This window comes from Streptomyces sp. NPDC045967 (genome assembly GCF_056430495.1).
This window is the reverse complement of the sequence record NZ_JBWKLE010000018.1, coordinates 44,764-66,540: the sequence shown is the minus strand read 5'-3', so window position 1 is coordinate 66,540 and position 21,777 is coordinate 44,764. Positions and strand designations below refer to the sequence as shown.

The following is a 21,777-nucleotide window of genomic DNA, read 5'->3' as shown; positions in this document are numbered from 1 at the left end:
CCCCGGACGGGAGGACCGCCCCGGCGTGCGGGCCCGGGGCCGCCGGGACGGGCACACCTGCGGCCGATCGTCCGCTTTCCCCCGTATTACCGGAAATCCAGCCAGAGTTCCGGTTCTCGTGTCACACGTTCGGGGGCGTTCCCTCCGCGGGCCGCCCCAGCACTCCCGGGCGCCGCTGCCAGGGCAGCGGCCCGCCCGGCGGCCGGTAACCGACCCCGAGGGCGTCCAGGCGCTCGTAGTGGGCCCTCATCCGCTCCTCGAACCGGCCGAAGTCCCGTTCGGCGGGGGGCGGCTGGGGGGACCAGACGACTTCGGCGAAGGCGGCGAGCCGCGGGAACACCTGGTAGTCGATCCGGCCCCGGTCCTCCGCCACCTCGGTCCACATGTTCGCCTGGGCGCCGAGCACATGGGCGGCCGCCTCCGGCGACAACGCGGGCGGAACCGGCTCGAACCGGTACACGTCCTCCAAGGTGCGCACGTACCCGATGGGCACCGGCTCCTCGAGGCCGTCCGCCTGCCGGTGGTCCAGGTAGACGTGCTGCTCCGGGCACATGACCACGTCGTGCCCGGCCTCGGCGGCGGCGATCCCGCCCGCGTAGCCGCGCCAGGAGGAGACGGCCGCGCCGGGCGCCAGGCCGCCCTCCAGGATCTCGTCCCACCCGATCAGCCGCCGCCCGCGCGCGGCGAGCCAGGTGTCGAAGTGCCGGACGAACCAGGACTGCAGGCCGTCCTCGCCGTCCACCCCGAGCTCGCGGATCCGCTCCTGCGCCGCCGGAGACGCCTTCCACTGCACCTTGGGGCACTCGTCCCCGCCCACGTGGACGAAGGGCGAGACCTCGGCGGGGAAGAGTTCCAGCAGTTCCTCGAAGACCCCCTCGTAGAACCGCAGGACGGCCTCGGTCGGGGCGAGCACGTTCTCGCTGATCCCCCAGTCGTCCCACACCCGAAGGGCGGAGGTGTCGACCACGTCCGTGTTGCCGAGTTCCGGGTAGGCGGCGATCGCGGCCTGCGAGTGACCGGGGACGTCGATCTCCGGGACGATCCGGACGTGCCGGTCGGCGGCGTACGCGACGATCTCGCGGATGTCGTCCTGCGTGTAGAAGCCGCCGTGCGGGGCCTCGTTCCACAGCGGGGACGCCCGGTGGCCCCGGCGGCTGCGCGCCCGCCACGCACCGACCCCGGTCAGCCGCGGATGGCGCTCGATCTCCACGCGCCATCCCTGATCGTCGGTCAGGTGCAGGTGCAGCACGTTGAGTTTGTGCGCGGCGAGCAGGTCGATGTACCGCAGCACGCCGTCCTTGGGCGTGAAGTGGCGGGCGACGTCGAGCATCAGCCCGCGCCACCCGAACCGGGGGGCGTCCGCGATCCGTACGTGGGGCAGGCTCCAGGCGCGCCCGGGGAGCGGGGCCTTGCGGTGCGCGTCGGGTCCCAGGAGCTGACGCAGCGTCTGGACCCCCCAGAAGAGCCCCGCCTCGCTCGCCGCGGCCAACTCGACACCCGTCGCGTCGACGGTCAGGGCGTACGCCTCCGGAGCCGCCTGCGCCGCCGCCTCCCGCCCGGCCCGCCGCCCCGCCTCCGCCGCCGCCTCCCGCCCGGCCCGCGGATCGATCCGCAGCCGTATCTCGGCGCCGCCGGCCTCCGGGCCCGCACCGGGGCCCGCCACCGGCAGGCTCCAGCCGGTGGCCGGGCCCAGTTCCCGGCGCAGCCGGCGCGCGGCGCCCTCGGCTCCCGGTCCGGCGGCGAGCACCGGCTCGGGTCCGAACGCGAAGCGGGCCCCGCCCTCGGGGAAGTCGGCGAGCCGGGGTGCGGGGATCAGGTCCATGCGTCAACCCTTCGCAGCAGCCTGTTGCAGTCCGCGCAACGCCCGTTCCGCAGAGTGCTCGTCCCGCCCGACCCTAGTGCGCGAAAAGGCCCCCGGGACACGCCGATGCGCGTCCGGGGGCCCGGTCCTGCCGCGGAAGGACGGACTACTTGTCCTTGCCGCCCTTGTCCTTGTCCCCGCCGGGGCCCATGGACTCGTAGATCTCCTTGCACATGGGACACACCGGGTACTTCTTCGGATCCCGGCCCGGCACCCAGACCTTGCCGCAGAGCGCGACGACGGGGGTGCCGTCGAGCGCGCTCGCCATGATCTTGTCCTTCTGGACGTAGTGGGCGAAGCGCTCGTGGTCGCCGTCGCCGTGGGACACCTGCGGCGTCGGCTCTACGAGGGTCCCCGTACCAGTCCCGCGCTCGGGCTCAAGAGTGCTCATGAAACCCAGGGTACTGAACCCGGCGGGGGTCAGTTGAGCGACGGGTCGTCCGGGTAGGTGGCCACCATCGCGAGGTCGCTGCGCTGGCGGCGCAGGACCGCCCGCCAGAGGCGCTCGGGGTCCGGGAAGGAGACGTCACCGGGCTCGGACTCCACCACGTACCAGGCGCCCTCGCCCACCTCGTCCTCCAGCTGACCGGGACCCCAGCCGGAGTAGCCGGCGAAGATGCGCAGCGAGCCGAGGGCCGCGGCCAGCAGTTCGGGCGGCGCCTCCAGGTCGACCAGCCCGATCGCCCCGTGCACCCGGCGCCAGCCCAGGGGGCCCTCCTCGCCGGGGATGACCGCCAGTCCCAGCGCCGAGTCCAGGGCGACGGGACCGCCTTGGAAGACCACGCCCGGATCGCCGGCGAGGGGCGCCCAGGGCAGCAGGACGTCGCCGACGCCCACCGGGGTCGGCCGGTTCAGGACCACGCCGAGGGAGCCCTGCTCGTCGTGGTCGAGCAGCAGCACCACCGCGCGGTCGAAGTTCGGGTCCGCGAGGGCGGGGGTGGCCACGAGCAACCGCCCTGTGAGGGAGGACACCTCGGTCATGCCGCCATGATCCCCCACATTCGCCCGCGGCGGGGAGCGGCCGGCGAAGATCGGGCCGCCCGCAGCTCAGAGCGCACGGCGGCGGGAGGCGGGGCACGGCGGAACCGCGAGCGGAACGCGACGCTCCGCCATGTGGTGGGTACGGAGGGTGGTGTACCGAATTCATGACAGTCCTATGGCCGCGTCGCCCATACAAACAAAGGGGTGGTGGCCCTTACTCTTTTCCCTGGCCCCCTGCCCACCCCACTCCGGAACGCGAGATTCATGACCGGCACAGTCAGTGACGATGTACTGCTTGTCCACGGCGGCACCCCGCTCGAGGGCGAGATCCGTGTCCGCGGTGCGAAGAACCTCGTGCCCAAGGCCATGGTCGCCGCTCTGCTCGGCAGCGGACCCAGCCGACTGCGCAACGTCCCCGACATCCGTGACGTCCGGGTCGTGCGCGGGCTGCTCCAGCTGCACGGGGTGACGGTCCGCCCCGGCGAGGAGCCGGGCGAGCTGGTGCTCGACCCGACCCACGTCGAGAGCGCGAACGTCGCCGACATCGACGCCCACGCGGGCTCGTCGCGCATCCCGATCCTGTTCTGCGGCCCGCTGCTGCACCGCCTCGGCCACGCCTTCATCCCCGGCCTCGGCGGCTGCGACATCGGCGGACGGCCGATCGACTTCCACTTCGACGTGCTCCGCCAGTTCGGCGCGACCATCGAGAAGCGGGAGGGCGGCCAGTACCTGGAGGCCCCCCAGCGCCTGCGCGGCTGCAAGATCCGCCTCCCCTACCCGTCGGTCGGCTCGACCGAGCAGGTGCTGCTGACGGCCGTGCTGGCCGAGGGCGTCACCGAGCTCAGCAACGCCGCCGTGGAGCCCGAGATCGAGGACCTCATCTGCGTACTGCAGAAGATGGGCGCGATCATCTCCATGGACACCGACCGGACCATCCGGATCACCGGCGTCGACCGCCTCGGCGGTTACAACCACAAGGCGCTCCCGGACCGCCTGGAGGCCGCCTCCTGGGCTTCCGCGGCCCTGGCGACCGGCGGCAACATCTACGTGCGCGGCGCCCAGCAGCGCTCGATGATGACCTTCCTGAACACCTTCCGCCGGGTCGGCGGGGCGTTCGAGATCGACGACAACGGCATCCGCTTCTGGCACCCGGGCGGCCCGCTCAACGCCATCGCGCTGGAGACGGACGTGCACCCCGGCTTCCAGACCGACTGGCAGCAGCCGCTCGTGGTGGCGCTGACGCAGGCCTCCGGCCTCTCGATCGTCCACGAGACGGTCTACGAGTCCCGGCTCGGCTTCACCTCCGCGCTCAACCAGATGGGTGCTCACATCCAGCTGTATCGGGAGTGCCTGGGCGGGTCCGCCTGCCGCTTCGGCCAGCGCAACTTCCTGCACTCGGCGGTCGTCTCCGGCCCCACCAAGCTGCAGGGCGCCGACCTGGTCATCCCCGACCTGCGCGGCGGGTTCTCGTACCTCATCGCGGCGCTGGCCGCCGAGGGCACCTCGCGGGTCCACGGCATCGACCTGATCAACCGGGGCTACGAGAACTTCATGGAGAAGCTCGTGGAGCTGGGCGCCAAGGTCGAGCTGCCGGGCGGCGACCTCGTCTGAGCCGTGGTCCGGCCCCCGGCGGCGTCCCCCGCTGGGCCGTCGGACCGTCAGCAAGCCCCCCGCGGGCCCCGCAAGGGCCCCGGGGGGCTTTCTCATGGCCCCGCACGGGCAGCGGGGGCTCCGGGCGCATGCGGGGGCGGGGCGGCGGCCGCCGGGCCCCTGGCGGGATCCGGACACGGACGGACGCAACGCCGAAGGGCGGCCGCCCCGTCCGGGGTGGCCGCCCTTCGCCGTTCTGCTGCCGTTCCGGAGACCTGTGCGGCCTCCGGCGCCGGGGCAGGACTACTTGCCCTTGGCGGCTTCCTTGAGCTTGGAGCCCGCGGAGACCTTCACGCTGTAGCCGGCCGGGATCTGGATGGGGTCGCCGGTCTGCGGGTTGCGCGCGGTGCGAGCGGCACGGTGGGTGCGCTCGAAGGTCAGGAAGCCGGGGATGGTGACCTTCTCGTCGCCCTTGGCGACGATCTCGCCGACGGTCTCGGCGAGCGCGGCCAGAACGGCGTCGGCGTCCTTGCGGGTCACCTCGGCGCGCTCGGACAGAGCGGCCACCAGCTCACTGCGGTTCATGTTGTACTCCCGTGTTCAACTTGCCTTAGAGGCGTGAGATCGAAGCCGATGCTGCCAGGGCCCTCGGACAGTCCCCGGACCCGGGTCTGAACGTCAGACCCTCTCGCCCGGTTACGCATCCTGCCCCCACCAGCGGCGGGAAAGCCAATCCGGCACCCGCCGGGGTCACACGAAAAGCGCCACAGTCACGCCGCGGTGACGCTCCGTCCACGCCCTCGCCCATACGCTGCTGCGCACCGCGGACCTCGCGGGCATCCCCGCAACCCTAGAGGCGCCCCGTACGGCCCGCATCTCGCGACGCGCCGGTACCGGGGCGCCCGTGAGGGTGCTCACAGCCCGCGCCGGGCGCGGCCCGGCGGTCCCGTGGGGCCGGTCAGCCCGCCGGGGTGGTGGCGGCCTTGCGGACGGCGCCCGCGACGGCGCCGGCGACCTTGTCGTTGAAGACCGACGGGATGATGTAGTTCGCGTTCAGCTCGTCCTCGCCGACGACGTCCGCCAGGGCGGTCGCCGCGGCCAGCATCATCTCGGTGTTGACCGTCCGGGACTGCGCGTCCAGCAGGCCGCGGAAGACACCCGGGAAGACCAGCACGTTGTTGATCTGGTTGGGGAAGTCGGAGCGGCCGGTGGCGACGACGGCGGCGGTCTGCCGGGCGATGGCCGGGTCCACCTCGGGGTCCGGGTTCGCGAGCGCGAACACGATCGCGCCTTCCGCCATCGCGGCCACGTCCTCGCCGGAGAGCACGTTCGGGGCCGAGACGCCGATGAAGACGTCGGCGCCGACCACGGCCTCCTTCAGCGTGCCGGTGTAGCCCTCGGGGTTGGTGTTGTCGGCGATCCAGCGCAGCGGGGAGTCGGGTGCCGCGTCGACGAGGTCGGGGCGGCCGGCGTGCACGATCCCGTGGATGTCGGCGCTGACGGCGTTCTTCACGCCCGCCGCAAGGAGCAGCTTGAGGATGGCGGTGCCGGCCGCGCCGGCGCCCGACATGACCACCTTGACGTCCCCAACTGCCTTGCCCACGACGCGCAGTGCGTTGGTGAGCGCGGCGAGCACCACGATGGCGGTGCCGTGCTGGTCGTCGTGGAAGACGGGGATGTCCAGGGCCTCGCGCAACCGGGCCTCGATCTCGAAGCAGCGGGGCGCGGAGATGTCCTCGAGGTTGATGCCCGCGAAGCCGGGGGCGATGGCCTTGACGATGGCGACGATCTCGTCGCTGTCCTGGGTGTCGAGGCAGATCGGCCACGCGTCGATGCCGGCGAAGCGCTTGAAGAGGGCCGCCTTGCCCTCCATGACGGGCAGCGCGGCCATCGGGCCGATGTTGCCCAGGCCCAGGACGGCCGAGCCGTCCGTCACGACTGCGACGGAATTGCGCTTGATGGTGAGGCGGCGGGCGTCCTCGGGGTTCTCGGCGATCGCCATGCACACGCGGGCCACGCCCGGTGTGTAGATCATCGAGAGGTCGTCACGGTTGCGGATGGGGTGCTTGGACGCCATCTCGATCTTGCCGCCGAGGTGCATCAGGAAGGTGCGGTCTGAGACCTTGCCGAGGCTGACGCCCTCGATGCCGCGCAGTTTCTCGACGATCTCGTCGGCGTGCGCGGTGGAGGTCGCGGCGATGGTGACGTCGATCCGGAGCTTCTCGTGGCCGGAGGCGGTCACGTCGAGGCCGGTGACCGAGCCGCCGGAGGACTCCACGGCGGTGGTGAGCTGGGAGACCGCGGTTCCGCTCGCGGGCACTTCCAGGCGGACCGTCATCGAATACGAGACGCTGGGCGCCGTTGCCATGGCCGTGTTTCCTCTTCTGTCCACTGGTTCGCTTAACACACAGCGGCCCGCTGCACAGCAGGTGCGGCAGGACCTGTTGTCCGATCGTCCCACCTACCAGCCGGTACGAGGTAACCAGCTACAAACTTCGGAAAGACTCTTCCACCATACGAGATTCAGGGAGCGGGTGGAATGGCGGGTCCATACAAAACAGGTCCGCGCCCTCCACTGGTGGAGGGCGCGGACCTGTTCTCCTACGTCTATGACACCGACCCGCCATGCTCGCCTCGCGGCAAGTGGTCGCTCTAAGCGACGAAGGTTGGGCCCGGGGGCTTGGATCGAGTCGGTGCCTTCACCAGGCTAACAAAGGATCGTCGAATGCGGTCCCCCTCCCGCCGGCGACTTGCGCGGACCACGCTCCTGGCCGCGGACCATCCGGCCGTACGGCGGGCGCGAGCCCACCCGCACGGCCGTCAGGCCCCGCCCGCACGGCCGGGAGGCGCCGCACGGCGCGGCCGAGCGGGGAATTACGGCAGCAGCAGTTCCGGCACTCCGGAGGCGTCGGGCCGGTCCCGCTCCGCCGAGACCACCGTGAGCTGCTGCGTCGCGCGCGTCAGCGCCACGTACAGCACCCGCAGTCCCGCCGGCGACTCCTCCGCGATCTCCGCCGGGGAGACGACGACCGTCGCGTCGTACTCCAGGCCCTTGGCCTCCAGGCTGCCCAGGGCCACCGCCCGCTCCCCCAGGTCGGCGAGCCAGCCCGCGGCCTCCGCGCGCCGGTCCATGGCCACCACCACGCCGACGGTGCCGTCGACCTGCTCCAGCAGCCTGCGGGTCTCCTCCCGGACGGTGGCGCCCAGCTCGTCCCCGGCGGCCGTGAAGCGCGGCTCGAGGCCCGTGGAGCGCACGGCCGTCGGCGGCTCCATGCCGGGCATCGCCCGCCGCAGCACCCGGGCCGCGACCTCGGCGACCTCGGCCGGGTTGCGGTAGTTCACCGTCAGCGTGAACCGCCGGCGCGGCCGGGAGCCGAGGGCCTCGTCCCGGGCCGCGGCCGCCTCCTGCGGGTCGGTCCAGGAGGACTGCGCCGGGTCGCCGACCACCGTCCAGGTGCCCGTCCGGCCCCGCCGGCCCACCATCCGCCACTGCATGGGCGTCAGGTCCTGGGCCTCGTCGACGATGACGTGCGCGTACTCGGTGCGTTCCGCCGCGAGCCGCTCGGCCCGCTCCCACTGGGTCTCCTCGCGGGTCGGCATCAGCTCCTCCAGCCCGCTGAGCTGGTCCAGCGGATCCATCTCCCGCTTGCGCCTGGGGCGGGCGGGCGCGCCGAGCAACTGGTGGAGCTCGTCCAGCAGCGCCACGTCGTGCACCGAGAGGGGGCCCGTGCCGTCCGGGCCGACCCGGCGCAGCGAGCGCGCCAGCTGGCGGGTCTCGCGCGGGTTGAGATCCCGGCGCGACCAGCGGCCGAGCCGCCGCTCGTCGGCCATCGCGGCGAGCACCCCGCGCGGGGTGAGTTCGGGCCACCAGCGGTCGAGGAAGTCGATGAAGGTGTCCTCGGTGGAGATGTCCTCGTCGAACGCGGAGCGCAGTTCGGCGGCCAGTTCCGGGTCGCTGTGCCGGCCCGCCTGGCCGGAGCGCGCGTAGAGGGCGTCGAGGAGCAGCTTGCGGGCGCGCGGGCGCAGCAGGTTCACCGGGGCGGTGCCGCCGAGCACGTTGTGGCGGATCCGGTTCAGCTCGTCGGCCTCCAGCTCCTGGCGCCGCCCGAACGCCACCACGCGCAGCCGGTCGGGGGCGCCGCCGAGCTCCAGGGCCCCGCGGGCGGCCTTGCGCAGGACGGATCGCATCCGCGAGGAGCCCTTGATCCGGGCCACGGCCGGGTCGTCGTACGTGGTCGCCTCGGCCCCGTCGACCAGGGAGCCCAGCGCCCGGATGGCGACCTGCCCCTCCTCGCCCAGGGAGGGCAGCACGCCCTCGGTGTAGGCGACGAGCAGCGGGGTCGGCGAGACGATCAGGATGCCGCCGGAGTAGCGCCGGCGGTCCTGGTAGAGCAGGTAGGCGGCGCGGTGCAGGGCGACGGCGGTCTTGCCGGTGCCCGGTCCGCCCGCGACCTCGGCGACGGAGGCGGCGGGGGCGCGGATGACGAGGTCCTGCTCGGCCTGGATGGAGGAGACGATGTCGCGCATCGAGTGCGTACGGGCCCGCCCGAGCGCGGCCATCAGGGCGCCGTCGCCGAGCGCGGGCAGCTCCTGCCCGTCCAGGAAGGCGGTGACCTCCGGGCGCATCAGGTCGTCCTCGACGCCCAGCACCTTGCGGCCCTTGGAGCGGATGACGCGGCGGCGCAGGACACGGCCGGGGTCCTTGGGCGTGGAGCGGTAGAACGGCGCGGCCGCCGGGGCCCGCCAGTCGATGACCAGCGGCGTGTAGTCGGAGTCCAGGACCCCGATGCGGCCGATGTGCAGGGTCTCGGCGACGTCTGCGGTCAGGTCCTCGCGGATCGCGTCGTCGGCGGGCTGGACGGAGGTGTAGGCGCCGTCCGGGCCGCGCTCCCCGTCCTTGCCGAGCAGCAGGTCGACGCGGCCGAAGAGGAAGTCCTCGAACTCGTTGTTGAGCCGGTTCAGGTGGATGCCCGCCCGGAAGACCTGCGCGTCGCGCTCGGCGAGGGCACCGGGGGTGCCCACCTGACCGCGCTGGGCGGCGTCGTTCATCAGGAACTCGGCCTCGTGGATCTTCTCCTCGAGGCGTCTGTACACCCGGTCGAGATGCGTCTGCTCGACCGCGATCTCCCGATCTCGGACGGAATCCGCCGTGCTGTCGACAGCGGCATTCTGCGCGGCCACCAAGGCCCCCTTCTGACGTGCATGGGCGACCGTCAACCGTACGCGACCCGGCCCCTTGTCCGCACGCCCGTTCCGGAACCGCGCCGGGTGGTGTCGCGCGGGCCGGGCCGGGGGTTCTAGACGGTCCCCGCCGCCAGGGTCCGGCGGCGGTGGCGGGCGACGCGTTCGCGGTTGCCGCACAGTTCGCTGGAGCACCAGCGGCGCCGGTGGCCCCGGGAAGTGTCCAGGTAGACGCGGGTGCAGCCGTCACCCTCGCAGGCCCGCAGCAGCGCCAGCCCGGCGGAGTCGGTGAGCAGCTCCACCGTGTCGCGGGCGACGGCGGCGAGCAGCGCCCCGCACTCCACGCCGCCGCACAGCTCCCGGACGAGGTGCCCTTCCCGGTCCCGTACGGCGCACAGGCCGGGGGGTGGTCCGGCGGCCAGCGCGTTGACCCGGGCGAGGGCGAGCGCCGTGGCGGGCGGCGACGCGGCGGCCGGGTCCAGCTCCGCCCGTACGAGGGTCTCCACGTCGGCCCGAAGCGCACGGAAGGCGGCCGCCCAGTCAGGGCCGACCCGGGCCAGCGGCGTCCGGTCGGGCACCAGGCCCGCTCCGGCGAGCCACAGCCGCAGCCCGGCACCGTCGGAGAGCCCCTCGCGGGGGGCGAGCGTGGCCACCAGGTCAAGGCAGACCCGGCCGGAGTCGAACCGCATGCCCGTCACCGCCTCGCGTCGTGGGGCGCCCCACCAGAGTGCCGCCCCGCGCGGACGAGGGGAAGCCCCCTGCCGCGGCCCGGCCCGGCGCAGCCCGGTCCGCCCGGCACGGCGCAGCCCGGCGCGGGCCCGGCAGCCGTGCCCCGCGCGGGCTACCGCGCCGGCGGGTCGTCGTGCAGGAGGCGCTGGAAGAGGCGGTGGTCGCGCCAGGCGCCGTCGATGTGCAGGTAGCGCGGGGCGACGCCGTACTCCTCGAAGCCCGCCTTGCGCAGGACCCGCTGCGAGGCGTGGTTGTCGAGCCGGGTCCCGGCCTCCACCCGGTGCAGGCCCACCTCCTCGCGGGCGACCCGGCACACCTCCTCGAGGGCGGCGGTGGCCAGCCCCCTGCCGTTCCACTCCTGGTCCACCCAGTAGCCCACGCCGCCGCTGCACAGCGGACCGAGCACGATCGAGCCGAGGTTGATCCCGCCGATCAGCCGGCCGCCCTCCGCCTCGACCAGCACGTACGGGACCATCCGCCCGCCGTCGCGGTCCGCGAGCATGCCCTCGATGCGGGCCAGCTGCCCGCGCTCGGTGTAGAAGTCCGCCGGCCGGAGCGGTTCGTAGGGCGCCATGAACGCCCGGTTGCGCGCATAGGCCTCCGCCAGCCCGGCGGCGTCGCCGCGCTCCAGGCCCCTCATCCGCACCCCGTCAATGATCATTCCCGCACGCTAGCGCAGGACTTCCCCACGCGTCACCGGGTCGGCTACGCCCCGTACTTGGCCTCCCCGCCGGCGTCCAGCGAGAGCCGGTACCCGCGCTTCACCACCGTCTGGATCATCTTGGGTGCCCCCAGCGCCACCCGGAGGCGGGCCATCGCCGTCTCCACCGCGTGTTCGTCGCGTCCGGAACCCGGCAGCACCCGCAGCAGGTCGGCCCGGGCCACCACCCAGCCGGGCCGCCGGGCCAGGGACCGCAGCAGGGCCATCCCGGCCGGCGGCACGGGGCGCAGCTCCTCGTCGACCAGGACCGCGTGCCCGCGGATCTCCAGCCGGCGGCCGGCCACCGGCAGCACGCGCGCCCGGCCCGGCAGCTCCTGGCAGAGCAGCTGCACCAGCGGGCCCAGCCGGAACCGCTCCGGCTGCACGGTGTCCACGCCGTGCGCCTGCAACGGCAGCGCCGTCACCGGGCCGACGCACGCCGCCAGCACCCCGCCGCCCCGCAGCGCCGCCAGCAACGGCTCCCGTACGCCGCGCTCGTCCGCCCGGGCCAGCAGCGAGGCCGCGGCCGGCGCCGAGGTGAAGCTGACCGCGTCCACCGCGCCGCCCACCACCGCGTCCAGCAGCCGGTCGAGCGGGCCCGGGTCCTCGGGGGGCATCCACCGGTACACCGGGACCACGACCACCTCGGCCCCGCCGGCCCGCAGCGCCTCGACGAAGCCGGGCAGCGGCTCCCCGTGCAGTTGGAGGGCGATCCGCCGCCCGGCCACCCCGGCCGCCAGCAGCCGTTCCAGTACCTCGGCGAGCGACTCCGACTCCGGGGACCACGCCTCCACCAGTCCGGCGGCCCGGATCGCGCCCTTCACCTTCGGTCCCCGCGCCAGGAGTTCGGTGGTCCGCAGCCGCGCCAGCAGCTCCTCGCCGACTCCCCACCCGTCGGCGGCCTCGATCCAGCCGCGGAAACCGATCGCGGTGGTGGCGACCACCGCGTCGGGCGCGCGGCCGATCAGTTCCTTGGTGGCGGCCAGCAGTTCGCTGTCGTCGGCCAGCGGGACGATCCGCAGCGCGGGCGCGTGCAGCACGGAGGCTCCGCGCCGGCGCAGCAGGGCGATGAGTTCGTCCGCGCGCCGGGCGGCGGTGACGCCGACGGTGAAGCCGGCGAGCGGACCGGTCGTGGTGTCGTCCATCGTGACCTGCCTCGTGACGTGCATGCGGGGGGCGGTGCGGGTGGTCCGAGCCTGCCAAGGCGTCGTGTCGGACTCGGTTCACCCGTATTTCGCCCCGGTTACACCGACGTGAGCTGCGGCTTCGCCTCGGCCCCGGCGGCCGGGAGCACCGCGGCGGCGGCCGGACGGCGAAGGTATACCGCCCAGGTCACCGCGCAGCACAGGGCGTAGAAGCCGAGGAAGGTCACGAAGGCCGCCGTGCCGGACCCGGAGGTGAGGAACGCCTCCCGGAAGACCAGGTTGATGCCCAGCCCGCCGAGCGCCCCGATCGCCCCGATCAGCCCCATGGAGGCCCCAGAGAGCCGTCGCCCGTACGCGGCCGCCGCCTCGCCGCTCATCCCGCGCGCCAGCGCCTTGGCCTGGAAGATGCCCGGGATCATCTTGTACGTCGAGCCGTTGCCGAGCCCGCTCAGCACGAACAGCGCCACGAACCCCACGAGGAACACCCCCAGCGAGTGCCGCTGGGAGGCGAGCACCACCACACCGGTCGCCGCCGCCATCGCCACGAAGGTCCCCAGGGTGATCCGGGCCCCGCCGAACCGGTCCGCCAGCGCGCCGCCGACCGGCCGGATCAGCGAGCCCAGCAGCGGGCCGACGAAGGTCAGCGAGGCGGCCTGGAGCGGGGCGCGTCCGAACTGGGTCTGGAGCACCAGGCCGAAGGCGAAGCTGTAGCCGATGAAGGAGCCGAAGGTGCCGACGTACAGGAACGCCATGATCCAGGTGTGGGCGTCCTTGACCGCTTCGCGGACCGCGCCGGTGTCGTTGCGCACGGGCGCCAGGTTGTCCATCCGCGCCAGGGCCAGCCCCGCCGCGACCACGACGAGCGGGATGTAGGCGCCCAGCAGCAGCCGCGGGTGCCCGGCTCCGGCGGTGGCGATGACCAGCAGTCCGGCGAGCTGCACCACGGGGACGCCGATGTTGCCGCCCCCGGCGTTCAGCCCGAGCGCCCAGCCCTTCTTGCGCAGCGGGAAGAAGGCGTTGATGTTCGTCATGGAGGAGGCGAAGTTGCCGCCGCCGACGCCGGTGAGCGCGGCCACCGCCACGAAGGTGCCGTACGAGGTGCCCGGCTCCATGACCAGCAGTGCGGCCGAGGTGGGCGCGAGCAGCAGCAGGGCGCTGACGACGGTCCAGTTCCGGCCGCCGAAGCGGGCCACGGCGAAGGTGTAGGGCACCCGGACGAACGCGCCGACGAAGGTCGCGGTGGCGATCAGGAAGAACTTCCCGGCCGGGTCGATGCCGTACTCGGGGCCCATGAAGAGGACCATCACGGACCAGAGCGACCAGATGGAGAACCCGATGTGCTCGCTGAGCACGGAGTAGACCAGGTTGCGGCGGGCGATCCGCTCGCCGGTCTCCTTCCAGAAGGTCTCGTCCTCGGGATCCCACTGCTCGATCCAGCGGCCTCCCCTGCGCGGTGCGGTCGTACCGGTCATCTCACGCCCTCCACAGCTGTCGCGTCCTTGGTGACGACCGTAGGAAGGGCGCGTTTCGGCCCCGGTCCCCGCCGGATGACCGGCGGGAAACCTTGCTCTCACCCGTCGACGGCGCCGGGTGTGAGCCGGCCGGGGGTCCAGCTGCCGGGGGGCGGCCGGAGCCATCCGTGCTCGGCGGCCAGTCCGGCGGCGGCGGTCCGCAGGGCGTCCAGGCCCGGGTGGCCGAAGCCGCGCCGCCACACCATCGACAGCGGGGAGAGCGGAACGGGGTCGGTCAGCGGGCGCTTGACGCAGCCGGGCATGTCGAGGAAGTCCACGGTCACCAGGACCGGGTGGCCCGTCTTGGCCATCACCCGGCGGAACTCCTCCTTCCCCACGGCCACGGGGGCGGGCGGCGCCATCCGGATCCCGCGTCCGGCGAACAGCTCGCGCGCGAGCTCCGTCCACTCCACGGTCCGCGGGTTCCCGGCTCCCGCGTAGACGGTCTCCCCGGCCAGCGCGTCCACGCGTACGGCGTCCCGCGCGGCCAGCGGGTGCCCCTCGGGAAGCAGCACGGCGAGCGGCTCGTACCGTACGGGCGTCTGCGCGAGGCGCGTGCGCAGCCCCGGGGCGAGCCCGTCGGCGTACCCGAAGGCGACGTCGAGGCGGCCGGCGGCGATCTCGGCGGCGGCGTGGGTGAGGCCGCTCTCGAAGCGGGCCATCAGCTCGCAGTCGGGGGCGAGTTCGCGGGCGCGCTCCAGGACCCGGCGGCCGGTGCTGGGGCCGTCGGTGTTCAGGTCGACGAGGAGGGCGCGGGGGGCGGTGAAGGCGGCGGCCATGTCTTCGTGCGCGGCCAGCACCCGCCGGGCGAGCGGCAGCAGCCGCAGTCCGTCGGCGGTGAGCTCGACCGCCCGGGTGGTGCGCACGAACAGCGCGGTGCCCAGGGTCTGTTCGAGCCGGCGGACGTCGCGGCTGAGGGCCTGCTGGGCGACGTAGAGGCGCGCGGCGGCACGGGTGAAGTGCAGCTCCTCGGCGGCGGCGACGAACCCGCGCAGCAGCCTGGGGTCCACATCACGGGGGATCACCCCCGGAGACTAACAACAGGAACCGGTGAATGCGTCCGGGACAGGTGTTGGACGCCGCGGCGGGACCCGGCCGAGGGTGGTGGCCATGCCCCTCATGACCGTCACCGGCGCCACGCTCGTGCTCGCCGCCCCGTCCGGCCCGGCCTCCACCGCGCCCGCTCCGGCGCCCGTCCCGGCACCCTCGCCCGCGCCCTCCCCCGCGTCCGGCCCCGCGCCCTCGCCCGCGTCCGCCCCCGCGCCCGCTCCGGCCGTCGCCCCGGGCGGTGTCCTCGGGCCGTACCGCCGCCTGTTCGCCCTGCCCGGCACCCGCGCCTTCACCGCCGGCAACCTGCTCGCCCGGCTCCCCATGGGCATGTTCGGGATCAGCGCGGTCATGATGATCGCCGGCCAGCGCGGTTCGTACGCCCTCGCGGGAGCCGTCACGGCCACCGGCCTGGCCGCCACGGCCGTGGTCGCGCCCTGGACGGCCCGGCTCGTCGACCGCTACGGGCAGGCCCGGATCGCCGTGCCCGCCACCCTGGTCGCGGTCCTGGGCTCGCTGTGCCTGATCCTGTGCGTGCGCACCGGAGCCCCGGCCTGGACCCTCTTCGCCTCCTACGCGGCGACCGCCACCACCCCCAACATCGGCGGCATGTCCCGCGCCCGCTGGACCCACCTGCTGCGCGACTCCCCCGCCTCGCACCACACGGCGATGTCCTTCGAGCAGGCCGCGGACGAACTCTGCTTCCTGCTCGGCCCGGTGCTGGCCGCCTTCCTCTGCACGGCCGTCTTCCCCGAGGCCGGCACCCTCGTCGGCGCCGCCCTGTTCCTCACCGGGATGCTCGTCTTCACCGCCCAGCGCTCCACACAGCCCCCGGCGACCGGCGCCGCGCCCCGCCACGGCTCGCCGCTGCGCGCCCTGGCACCGCTCCTGGCCCTGTTCGGCTGCCTGGGCCTGGTGTTCGGCTCGATGGAGGTCGCCTCGATCGCCTACCTCGACGCCGCCGGGCTCGGTGCCGCCTCCGGCCTGGTCCTCGCGCTGCAGGCGGCCGGCTCCTGCGCGGCCGGCCTGCTCTACGGCACCCTGCGGCCCCGCACGCTGCGGACCTGCGTGGGCGCGCTGGCGGTCCTCATGGCCCTGCCCTGGGCCGCGGCGGCCACCGGCTCGGTGGCCGCGCTCGCCGGCGCCCTGCTGCTGGCCGGCATGGCCACGGCGCCGACGATGGTCACCGCGATGTCCCGGGTCCACGCGCTGACCCCGGCGGGCCGCCTCAACGAGGGCATGACCCTCGCGGTCACCGCCATCCTCACCGGCATCGCGGCCGGTTCCGCCACGGCGGGCCTCACGGTCGACCACTTCGGCGCGGCGGCGACCTACCTACTGCCCGCGGCCGCCGCCCTCGCCGCGGTGGCGGCCGCGGCCGCGGGGCGGTGCGTGTGGCGGGCGGGTGATCGTTCCCGCGTGGTACGCACCGCCGCCGCTCGCGATCCGCGATAACTGGGGGTGCCTTCCCCCAGCGCCCTTTCTTCGCGGAGGAACACCCCTTGCCTGCTCAACGCTCCGTTTCGGCTGCCGTGATCGTCGCGGCCATCACCGCCTCCTGCCTCGTACCGGCCGTGCCCGCCCTCGCCGACTCGGCGGGGGTGCGGTTCTCCCAGCCGTACGTTCCCTCGATCGCCCCCGGCCGGACGGGCCGCGTCGTCATCGCCGCCGCCACCGGGGCCGATCAGTCCGTCAGCAGCACCTTCCGGATCACCGCTCCGGAACGGACGACCTTCCCGGAGGCCCGCTTCTACTGGAACGGCCGGCGCACGGCCTCGCCGTGCACGCTCTCGCACGACGCGCGGCAGCTGACCTGCGAGGCCGGGACCCGCGCCAATTTCGTCCTCCCCGCGAACGAGCAGACGCGGCTCGGCGTGGCGGTCCGGGTGGACGCCGACGCCCCGGAGGGCACGACGCTGGACGGCGGGGCATGGGCGGCCGACACCGAGGCGCCCGCTCTGTTCGCCGTGGCCACCCCGCTGGCGGGGCCGCCCGGCCCCAAGGGCGACGACGGCAAGCCGGGCCACCACGGCAAGCCCGGAAAGCCGGGCCCCAAGGGCGAGAAGGGCGACCGGGGCGACACGGGCCCGGAAGGCCCCGGCGGCCCGCAGGGACCCCAGGGCACCCAGGGTCGGCCCGGAAAGCCCGGCCCGGCCGGTCCGCAGGGCCCGAAGGGCCCCAAGGGCGACACCGGCAAGCCCGGCGACTGCAAGTGCGGCGGCGGAGGCGGCCACCACGACCAGCCGAAGGCCAAGATCGTCTCCCCCGGCAAGGGCCTCGGCATCCGCTCCGGCCCCGGCACGAAGTACACGAACACGGGCAAGGCGCTGACCGGCACGGTGGTCAAGCTGCAGTGCAAGGTCAAGGGCCAGAACGTCGACGGCAACGCGATCTGGTACAAGCTCGCCGACGGCCGCGGCTGGATCTCCGCCCGCTACGCGCTCAACCTCAACAAGGTGCCGTTCTGCCAGGTCCTGTCGTCGAAGTAGCGCCGGTCGAGCCCGGGGCGCCGGGCGTCTCGGGCCAGGCGGGACTTCGACGGCAGGGCCGAGCAGCCACCGCACCCCGGGCATGACGAAGGCCCCGCAGCCGAGAGGCCGCGGGGCCTTTGCCCACATGGGGTGGTGGAGATGGCGGGAATCGAACCCGCGTCCAACGGTGCAGAAGCAGGGCTTCTCCGAGCGCAGTCCGCTGCGCTTTTCTCAGCCCCGGAGATCACACGGACAAGTCTCCGACGGGCTCAGTCACTGTTTGGTTTCCCTCCAGCCCCCGTGACCGGGGTTAGAGGTTTAGATCCCTAATTGACGCCAGGATCCGGACCGGGACCACTTCCGGGCTGACGCTCCTCACAGAGGCTTCAGCTCACTGTTATTAGGCAGCGAGGGTGAAGCGGGAGTTATCGCTCTTGGAGTTGGCGATTATTTTTTGCGACATGTGGTTAACGAGATCATTGCCGCTTCCTCGGCTCGCTTCCCCTGCATCGACAGCCGCTGTCGAAACCGATCATCCCCATGTTTCACGCTGTTCAGTTGTCGTACTGCACATCACGCTCCCCCCGCGAGCGGGAGGCGCTGACGCCATGGTACGCGAAGTGGACCACCGCGTGCCAGGAGGTTAAACGGTGCCCCGCTGCTTGCGGCGGATCGCCGAGATCGCACGGTTCGTCTCGCGGGTGTCCTGCTTCTCCCGGAGCGTCTGCCGCTTGTCGTACTCCTTCTTGCCCTTGGCCAGCGCGATCTCGACCTTGGCGCGACCGTCCTTGAAGTACAGCGTCAGGGGCACGATCGTGTGGCCCGACTCGTCGGTCTTGCGCTCCAGCTTGTCGATCTCCTCCCGGTGCATGAGGAGTTTGCGCTTGCGCCGGGCGGTGTGGTTGGTCCAGGTGCCCTGGCTGTACTCCGGCACGTGCACGTTGTAGAGCCACGCCTCGCGGCCCTCCACCGACACGAAGCCGTCCACCAGCGAGGCACGGCCCTGGCGCAGGGACTTGACCTCGGTGCCCGTGAGCACGAGACCGCACTCGTAGGTGTCGATGATCGTGTAGTCGTGCCGCGCCTTCTTGTTCTGGGCGATCAGCTTGCGCCCTTGTTCCTTAGCCATAGTGCGGTCATTTTCGCACTACGGACCCACCCCGAGGCCACCCAATACCTGCGCGGCCCGTTCCTCGACCCCCGCGCCGGCCGCCACGTCCGGGGTGATGCCCCCGCCGTCGAGGCTGCGGCCGCCCGGGGTGCGGTACGTGCCCACCGTCAGCTCGGCCACCGAACCGTCCGGGAGTTCGGTCGGCATCTGCACCGAGCCCTTGCCGAAGGTCCGGCTGCCCACCGCAACGGCCCGGCCGCGGTCCTGGAGGGCGCCGGTCACCAGCTCGGCGGCGCTCATCGTGCCGCCGTCCACCAGGGCCACCAGGGGTCGGGCCGTGTCGCCGCCCGCGTCCGCGTACAGGGCGCGCTGGGCGCCCCGTACGTCGTACGTCGCCACCAACCCGCCGTCCAGGAAGGCGGAGGCCGCCGCCACCGCCTCCGCGACGAGTCCGCCCGGGTTGCCGCGCAGGTCGAGCATGACCCCGGCGCCGGGCGGGGCGGCGGCCACGGCCGCCTTGACGCGCTCGCCCGAACCGCGGGTGAAGGAGGCGACCTTGATGACGGTGATCCCGTCGCGCAGCTGCCGTACGGTCACCGGCTCGGTGCGCAGCTGCTCGCGGCTCACGGTCTCGGTGAGATCCGCGCCCTCCCGGCTGAGGTTCAGTACGACGGGGGTGCCGGCGGCGCCGCGCAGCAGGGTGACCACCTCGGTGACGGGGAGGCCGGTGACGGCGCGCCCGTCGACGCTCAGCAGCCGGTCCCCGGCGCGGACGCCGGCCCGGGCGGCGGGGCCGGCGGGCTGCACCCTGTCGACTTCGATGCGGCCCTCGCCGCCGCGCCGGGCCCAGAGCCCGACGCCGGTCCAGCGGCCGTCGAGGCTCTCGGCGAACGCGGCGTACTCGCCCTGGTCGTAGACGGCGCCCCAGCGGTCGCCGCTGCGGCTGACGACCTCCTCGGCGGCCTTCTTGCCGGACTTCCCGTCGGCGACGGCCTCGGCGACGGCCCGGGCCACGGCTTCCCGGTCGGCGGTGCCGGTGGACCGGGGCGGTTCGGGCACGGGGGTCCCGGCGCGGACGGTGAGGGCGGTGGCGGCGCCTTCGGGCTCCCAGCAGCCGGTGCCCGCGGCGGTCCCGACGGCCGCGAGGAAGGCCAACGTCAAGACGGCCCCGCGACGGAGGTCGCGGGGCCGGGGACAGAGGGCGGGCAGACCCGGCATGGCGCCGAGTCTAGGACAAGCACCGCGCGGTGACGGATGGTTGCCCGTACCGCTCACGGGGCGCTCGTCACACCTTCAGGTACTTGCGCAGGGCGAGGAACGCGGCAACCGAGGGCATCAGAAGGCCGATGAAGAGCACGTACGGCAGCTTGCCGAGGACGGCGGTCCAGCCCATGAAGTCGATGATCTGGATCTTGTCCCGCAGGCCGACGCCGTGGTCGATGACGAAGTACTGGCCCGAGACGAGCATCACGCAGGCGAACGCGGCGCCGATGAGCCCGGCGACGGCCGCCTCCATGATGAAAGGGACCTGGATGTAGAAGCTGGAGGCGCCCACCAGCCGCATGATCCCGGTCTCCCGCCTTCGGCTGAACGCGGAGACGCGCACCGTGTTGACGATCAGCAGCAGCGCCACGATCAGCATGATCAGCATGATGCCGAGCGCCGCGAAGTTCAGGTAGTTCAGGATCTTGAAGAGTTCGTCGATGGTCTGGCGCTGGTCGTCGACGGTGTAGACGCCGTCACGGCCGGTGAAGGCCGAGGTGACGCTCTTGTACTTCTCGGGGTTCTTGAGCTTGACCCGGAAGGACTCCTGCATCTGGTCCGGGGTGATGGAGGAGGCCAAGGCGGTGTGGCCGTACTGCTCCTGGTAGTGCTTGTACGCCTCGTCCGCCGACTCGTAGGCGACGGACTGGACCAGGGACATCGCCTTGAGCTCGGTCTCGATCTGCTTCTTCTGCTCCTCGGTCACCGCACCCTTGCCGCAGGCGGCACCGCCGCCCGTGCCGCCCGACTTCGCGGCGGCCTCGGTGGCCTCCTGGGCGTCCTGCTTGTTGCAGAGGTAGATCGAGACGTTGGCCTTGTCGTACCAGTAGCCCTTCATCTTGCTCACCTGCTCGCGCATGAGCAGGGAGCCGCCGAACAGGGCCAGCGACAGGGCCACGGAGATGATGACCGCGAAGGTCATGGTGAGATTGCGACGGAGGCCGACGCCGATCTCCGACATGACGAACTGGGCGCGCATTGCGTCTCAGGGACCTTTCAGTGCTGGTAGCCGTAGACGCCGCGCGACTGGTCGCGTACGAGTCGGCCCTGCTCGAGCTCGATGACGCGCTTGCGCATCTGGTCGACGATCTGCTGGTCGTGGGTCGCCATGATCACGGTGGTGCCGGTCCGGTTGATCCGGTCCAGCAGCTTCATGATCCCGACGGAGGTCTGCGGGTCGAGGTTGCCGGTGGGCTCGTCCGCGATGAGCAGGGCGGGGCGGTTGACGAAGGCGCGGGCGATGGCCACGCGCTGCTGCTCGCCGCCGGAGAGCTCGCCGGGCATCCGGTCCTCCTTGCCGCCGAGGCCGACGAGCTCCAGGACCTGCGGGACGGCCTTGCGGATCTCGCCCCGCGGCTTGCCGATGACCTCCTGCGCGAAGGCCACGTTCTCCGCGACCGTCTTGTTGGGGAGCAGGCGGAAGTCCTGGAAGACGGTCCCCAGCTGGCGCCGCATCTGGGGCACCTTCCAGTTGGAGAGCTTGGCGAGGTCCTTGCCGAGGACGTGGACCTGGCCGTGGCTCGCCCGCTCCTCGCGCAGGATGAGCCGCAGGAAGGTGGACTTGCCGGAGCCGGAGGAGCCGACCAGGAAGACGAACTCGCCCTTCGCGATGTCGAGGGAGACATCTCTCAGTGCGGGGCGGTTCTGCTTCGGGTAGGACTTGGAGACGCTGTCGAATCGGATCACGGTGCACCACGGTCGCCGGGAGTAGGTGTGCGTGACCATACGCGAACGGGCGAGGGGTGTGGACCCGGCAATCGGAGATGCCCCTTTTATCCCCTGACCGGGGAGGACGGGGGGACGGCCGGGACCGCGTTTGCCCGGAGGGGCCGCGCCGAATGCCCACGGAGCTGGCACAGTGGTAGGGGGAACGGTCCCGTTCCCCGCCGCGTTGTAACCGGTGTCGCAGTGTGAAGGGGACGAGAGGAGGAGCGCATGACATATGACCGGCTCGTGTGCGCGAACTGCGCCGCACCCGTGAGCCAGGGCCGCTGCCCTGTGTGCCGGGCGAACCGGGAGCGCCTCCAGCAGGAGGGCCCCTTCTCCGGCCTGAACCCCGTGGCGCTCATCGCCCTCATGGTGTTCCTGGTGGCCGCCCTGGTCCTGGTGGCCGAGCAGACCGCGTAGACGTACCGATCACGACCGCGCACGGCGAAGGGCCCGGACACCTGGTGTCCGGGCCCTTCC

Annotated in this window: 19 protein-coding genes and 1 other RNA gene; 4 read left to right on the top strand and 16 right to left on the bottom strand. The window is 73.0% G+C overall.

Annotation, left to right across the window (positions count from 1 at the left end; genetic code table 11):
- Positions 1–121: 121 nt before the first annotated feature.
- The 3 genes from AC07FY_RS26725 to AC07FY_RS26715 all read right to left on the bottom strand — a co-directional run bounded on the left by AC07FY_RS26725 (position 122) and on the right by AC07FY_RS26715 (position 2,842).
- The gene (locus AC07FY_RS26725) at positions 122–1,822 is read right to left on the bottom strand and encodes a family 20 glycosylhydrolase (protein ID WP_479010846.1); all 1,701 of its coding nucleotides are present in this window, start codon (positions 1,820–1,822) and stop codon (positions 122–124) included.
- A gap of 145 nt (positions 1,823–1,967) precedes the next feature.
- Entirely contained in the window at positions 1,968–2,252 is a 285-nt protein-coding gene (locus tag AC07FY_RS26720) for a DUF3039 domain-containing protein (RefSeq protein ID WP_030010729.1), read from the bottom strand.
- A 29-nt stretch (positions 2,253–2,281) separates the two neighbouring features.
- The gene (locus AC07FY_RS26715; protein ID WP_479010843.1) at positions 2,282–2,842 is read right to left on the bottom strand and encodes a YqgE/AlgH family protein; all 561 of its coding nucleotides are present in this window, start codon (positions 2,840–2,842) and stop codon (positions 2,282–2,284) included.
- 264 nt (positions 2,843–3,106) lie between these two features.
- Between AC07FY_RS26715 and murA the strand changes: the two genes are divergently transcribed.
- The gene (gene murA, locus AC07FY_RS26710) at positions 3,107–4,453 is read left to right on the top strand and encodes a UDP-N-acetylglucosamine 1-carboxyvinyltransferase (RefSeq protein ID WP_479010840.1); all 1,347 of its coding nucleotides are present in this window, start codon (positions 3,107–3,109) and stop codon (positions 4,451–4,453) included.
- 282 nt (positions 4,454–4,735) lie between these two features.
- Here murA and AC07FY_RS26705 read toward each other — a convergent pair whose 3' ends face one another.
- The 8 genes from AC07FY_RS26705 to AC07FY_RS26670 form a co-directional block, all read right to left on the bottom strand.
- Entirely contained in the window at positions 4,736–5,017 is a 282-nt protein-coding gene (locus tag AC07FY_RS26705) for an HU family DNA-binding protein (protein ID WP_007264399.1), read from the bottom strand.
- A gap of 373 nt (positions 5,018–5,390) precedes the next feature.
- Positions 5,391–6,800 carry an NAD-dependent malic enzyme gene (locus tag AC07FY_RS26700; protein WP_479010837.1) on the bottom strand — a complete coding sequence of 470 codons (1,410 nt, stop codon included), beginning with the start codon at positions 6,798–6,800 and terminating at the stop codon, positions 5,391–5,393.
- A gap of 506 nt (positions 6,801–7,306) precedes the next feature.
- Positions 7,307–9,613: a HelD family protein gene (locus AC07FY_RS26695; RefSeq protein ID WP_479010834.1), complete on the bottom strand. Its 2,307-nt coding sequence runs from the start codon at positions 9,611–9,613 to the stop codon at positions 7,307–7,309.
- Between the two features lie 116 nt (positions 9,614–9,729).
- Positions 9,730–10,302: a CGNR zinc finger domain-containing protein gene (locus AC07FY_RS26690; protein WP_479010831.1), complete on the bottom strand. Its 573-nt coding sequence runs from the start codon at positions 10,300–10,302 to the stop codon at positions 9,730–9,732.
- A gap of 152 nt (positions 10,303–10,454) precedes the next feature.
- The gene (locus tag AC07FY_RS26685) at positions 10,455–11,003 is read right to left on the bottom strand and encodes a GNAT family N-acetyltransferase (protein ID WP_479010829.1); all 549 of its coding nucleotides are present in this window, start codon (positions 11,001–11,003) and stop codon (positions 10,455–10,457) included.
- 44 nt (positions 11,004–11,047) lie between these two features.
- Positions 11,048–12,187 carry a uroporphyrinogen-III synthase gene (locus tag AC07FY_RS26680; protein ID WP_479011028.1) on the bottom strand — a complete coding sequence of 380 codons (1,140 nt, stop codon included), beginning with the start codon at positions 12,185–12,187 and terminating at the stop codon, positions 11,048–11,050.
- A 98-nt stretch (positions 12,188–12,285) separates the two neighbouring features.
- Positions 12,286–13,659 carry a nitrate/nitrite transporter gene (locus AC07FY_RS26675; protein ID WP_479010826.1) on the bottom strand — a complete coding sequence of 458 codons (1,374 nt, stop codon included), beginning with the start codon at positions 13,657–13,659 and terminating at the stop codon, positions 12,286–12,288.
- A 98-nt stretch (positions 13,660–13,757) separates the two neighbouring features.
- Positions 13,758–14,723 carry a LysR family transcriptional regulator gene (locus AC07FY_RS26670; protein WP_479010823.1) on the bottom strand — a complete coding sequence of 322 codons (966 nt, stop codon included), beginning with the start codon at positions 14,721–14,723 and terminating at the stop codon, positions 13,758–13,760.
- A 94-nt stretch (positions 14,724–14,817) separates the two neighbouring features.
- On the opposite strand from AC07FY_RS26670, the gene AC07FY_RS26665 reads away from it, so the two are divergent.
- Positions 14,818–16,200 carry an MFS transporter gene (locus tag AC07FY_RS26665; protein WP_479011025.1) on the top strand — a complete coding sequence of 461 codons (1,383 nt, stop codon included), beginning with the start codon at positions 14,818–14,820 and terminating at the stop codon, positions 16,198–16,200.
- Between the two features lie 47 nt (positions 16,201–16,247).
- Positions 16,248–17,234: an SH3 domain-containing protein gene (locus AC07FY_RS26660; RefSeq protein ID WP_479010820.1), complete on the top strand. Its 987-nt coding sequence runs from the start codon at positions 16,248–16,250 to the stop codon at positions 17,232–17,234.
- A 133-nt stretch (positions 17,235–17,367) separates the two neighbouring features.
- Here AC07FY_RS26660 and ssrA read toward each other — a convergent pair.
- The 5 genes from ssrA to ftsE all read right to left on the bottom strand — a co-directional run bounded on the left by ssrA (position 17,368) and on the right by ftsE (position 21,276).
- Positions 17,368–17,756: a transfer-messenger RNA gene (gene ssrA / locus AC07FY_RS26655) on the bottom strand.
- Between the two features lie 103 nt (positions 17,757–17,859).
- Positions 17,860–18,345 carry an SsrA-binding protein SmpB gene (smpB, locus tag AC07FY_RS26650; RefSeq protein WP_479010817.1) on the bottom strand — a complete coding sequence of 162 codons (486 nt, stop codon included), beginning with the start codon at positions 18,343–18,345 and terminating at the stop codon, positions 17,860–17,862.
- An 18-nt stretch (positions 18,346–18,363) separates the two neighbouring features.
- Positions 18,364–19,545, bottom strand: a complete 1,182-nt coding sequence (locus tag AC07FY_RS26645) for a S41 family peptidase (RefSeq protein ID WP_479010815.1) — start codon at positions 19,543–19,545, stop codon at positions 18,364–18,366.
- Between the two features lie 67 nt (positions 19,546–19,612).
- Positions 19,613–20,569, bottom strand: coding sequence for a permease-like cell division protein FtsX (gene ftsX, locus AC07FY_RS26640; protein WP_479010812.1), 957 nt, complete (start codon positions 20,567–20,569; stop codon positions 19,613–19,615).
- A gap of 17 nt (positions 20,570–20,586) precedes the next feature.
- On the bottom strand, positions 20,587–21,276 hold the full coding sequence (gene ftsE / locus AC07FY_RS26635) for a cell division ATP-binding protein FtsE (RefSeq protein ID WP_069923855.1): 690 nt from the start codon (positions 21,274–21,276) through the stop codon (positions 20,587–20,589).
- 249 nt (positions 21,277–21,525) lie between these two features.
- On the opposite strand from ftsE, the gene AC07FY_RS26630 reads away from it, so the two are divergent.
- Entirely contained in the window at positions 21,526–21,717 is a 192-nt protein-coding gene (locus tag AC07FY_RS26630) for a hypothetical protein (RefSeq protein ID WP_479010809.1), read from the top strand.
- Positions 21,718–21,777 lie beyond the last annotated feature (60 nt).

Excerpts from the sequence above, each read along its gene's own strand:
- AC07FY_RS26725 (WP_479010846.1), bottom strand. The coding sequence starts at position 1,822 with ATGGACCTGATCCCCGCACCCCGGCTCGCCGACTTCCCCGAGGGCGGG.
- AC07FY_RS26720 (WP_030010729.1), bottom strand. The coding sequence starts at position 2,252 with ATGAGCACTCTTGAGCCCGAGCGCGGGACTGGTACGGGGACCCTCGTA.
- AC07FY_RS26715 (WP_479010843.1), bottom strand. The coding sequence starts at position 2,842 with ATGACCGAGGTGTCCTCCCTCACAGGGCGGTTGCTCGTGGCCACCCCC.
- murA (WP_479010840.1), top strand. The coding sequence starts at position 3,107 with ATGACCGGCACAGTCAGTGACGATGTACTGCTTGTCCACGGCGGCACC.
- AC07FY_RS26705 (WP_007264399.1), bottom strand. The coding sequence starts at position 5,017 with ATGAACCGCAGTGAGCTGGTGGCCGCTCTGTCCGAGCGCGCCGAGGTG.
- AC07FY_RS26700 (WP_479010837.1), bottom strand. The coding sequence starts at position 6,800 with ATGGCAACGGCGCCCAGCGTCTCGTATTCGATGACGGTCCGCCTGGAA.
- AC07FY_RS26690 (WP_479010831.1), bottom strand. The coding sequence starts at position 10,302 with ATGCGGTTCGACTCCGGCCGGGTCTGCCTTGACCTGGTGGCCACGCTC.
- AC07FY_RS26685 (WP_479010829.1), bottom strand. The coding sequence starts at position 11,003 with ATGATCATTGACGGGGTGCGGATGAGGGGCCTGGAGCGCGGCGACGCC.
- AC07FY_RS26680 (WP_479011028.1), bottom strand. The coding sequence starts at position 12,187 with ATGGACGACACCACGACCGGTCCGCTCGCCGGCTTCACCGTCGGCGTC.
- AC07FY_RS26675 (WP_479010826.1), bottom strand. The coding sequence starts at position 13,659 with ATGACCGGTACGACCGCACCGCGCAGGGGAGGCCGCTGGATCGAGCAG.
- AC07FY_RS26665 (WP_479011025.1), top strand. The coding sequence starts at position 14,818 with ATGACCGTCACCGGCGCCACGCTCGTGCTCGCCGCCCCGTCCGGCCCG.
- smpB (WP_479010817.1), bottom strand. The coding sequence starts at position 18,345 with ATGGCTAAGGAACAAGGGCGCAAGCTGATCGCCCAGAACAAGAAGGCG.
- AC07FY_RS26645 (WP_479010815.1), bottom strand. The coding sequence starts at position 19,545 with ATGCCGGGTCTGCCCGCCCTCTGTCCCCGGCCCCGCGACCTCCGTCGC.
- ftsX (WP_479010812.1), bottom strand. The coding sequence starts at position 20,569 with ATGCGCGCCCAGTTCGTCATGTCGGAGATCGGCGTCGGCCTCCGTCGC.
- AC07FY_RS26630 (WP_479010809.1), top strand. The coding sequence starts at position 21,526 with ATGACATATGACCGGCTCGTGTGCGCGAACTGCGCCGCACCCGTGAGC.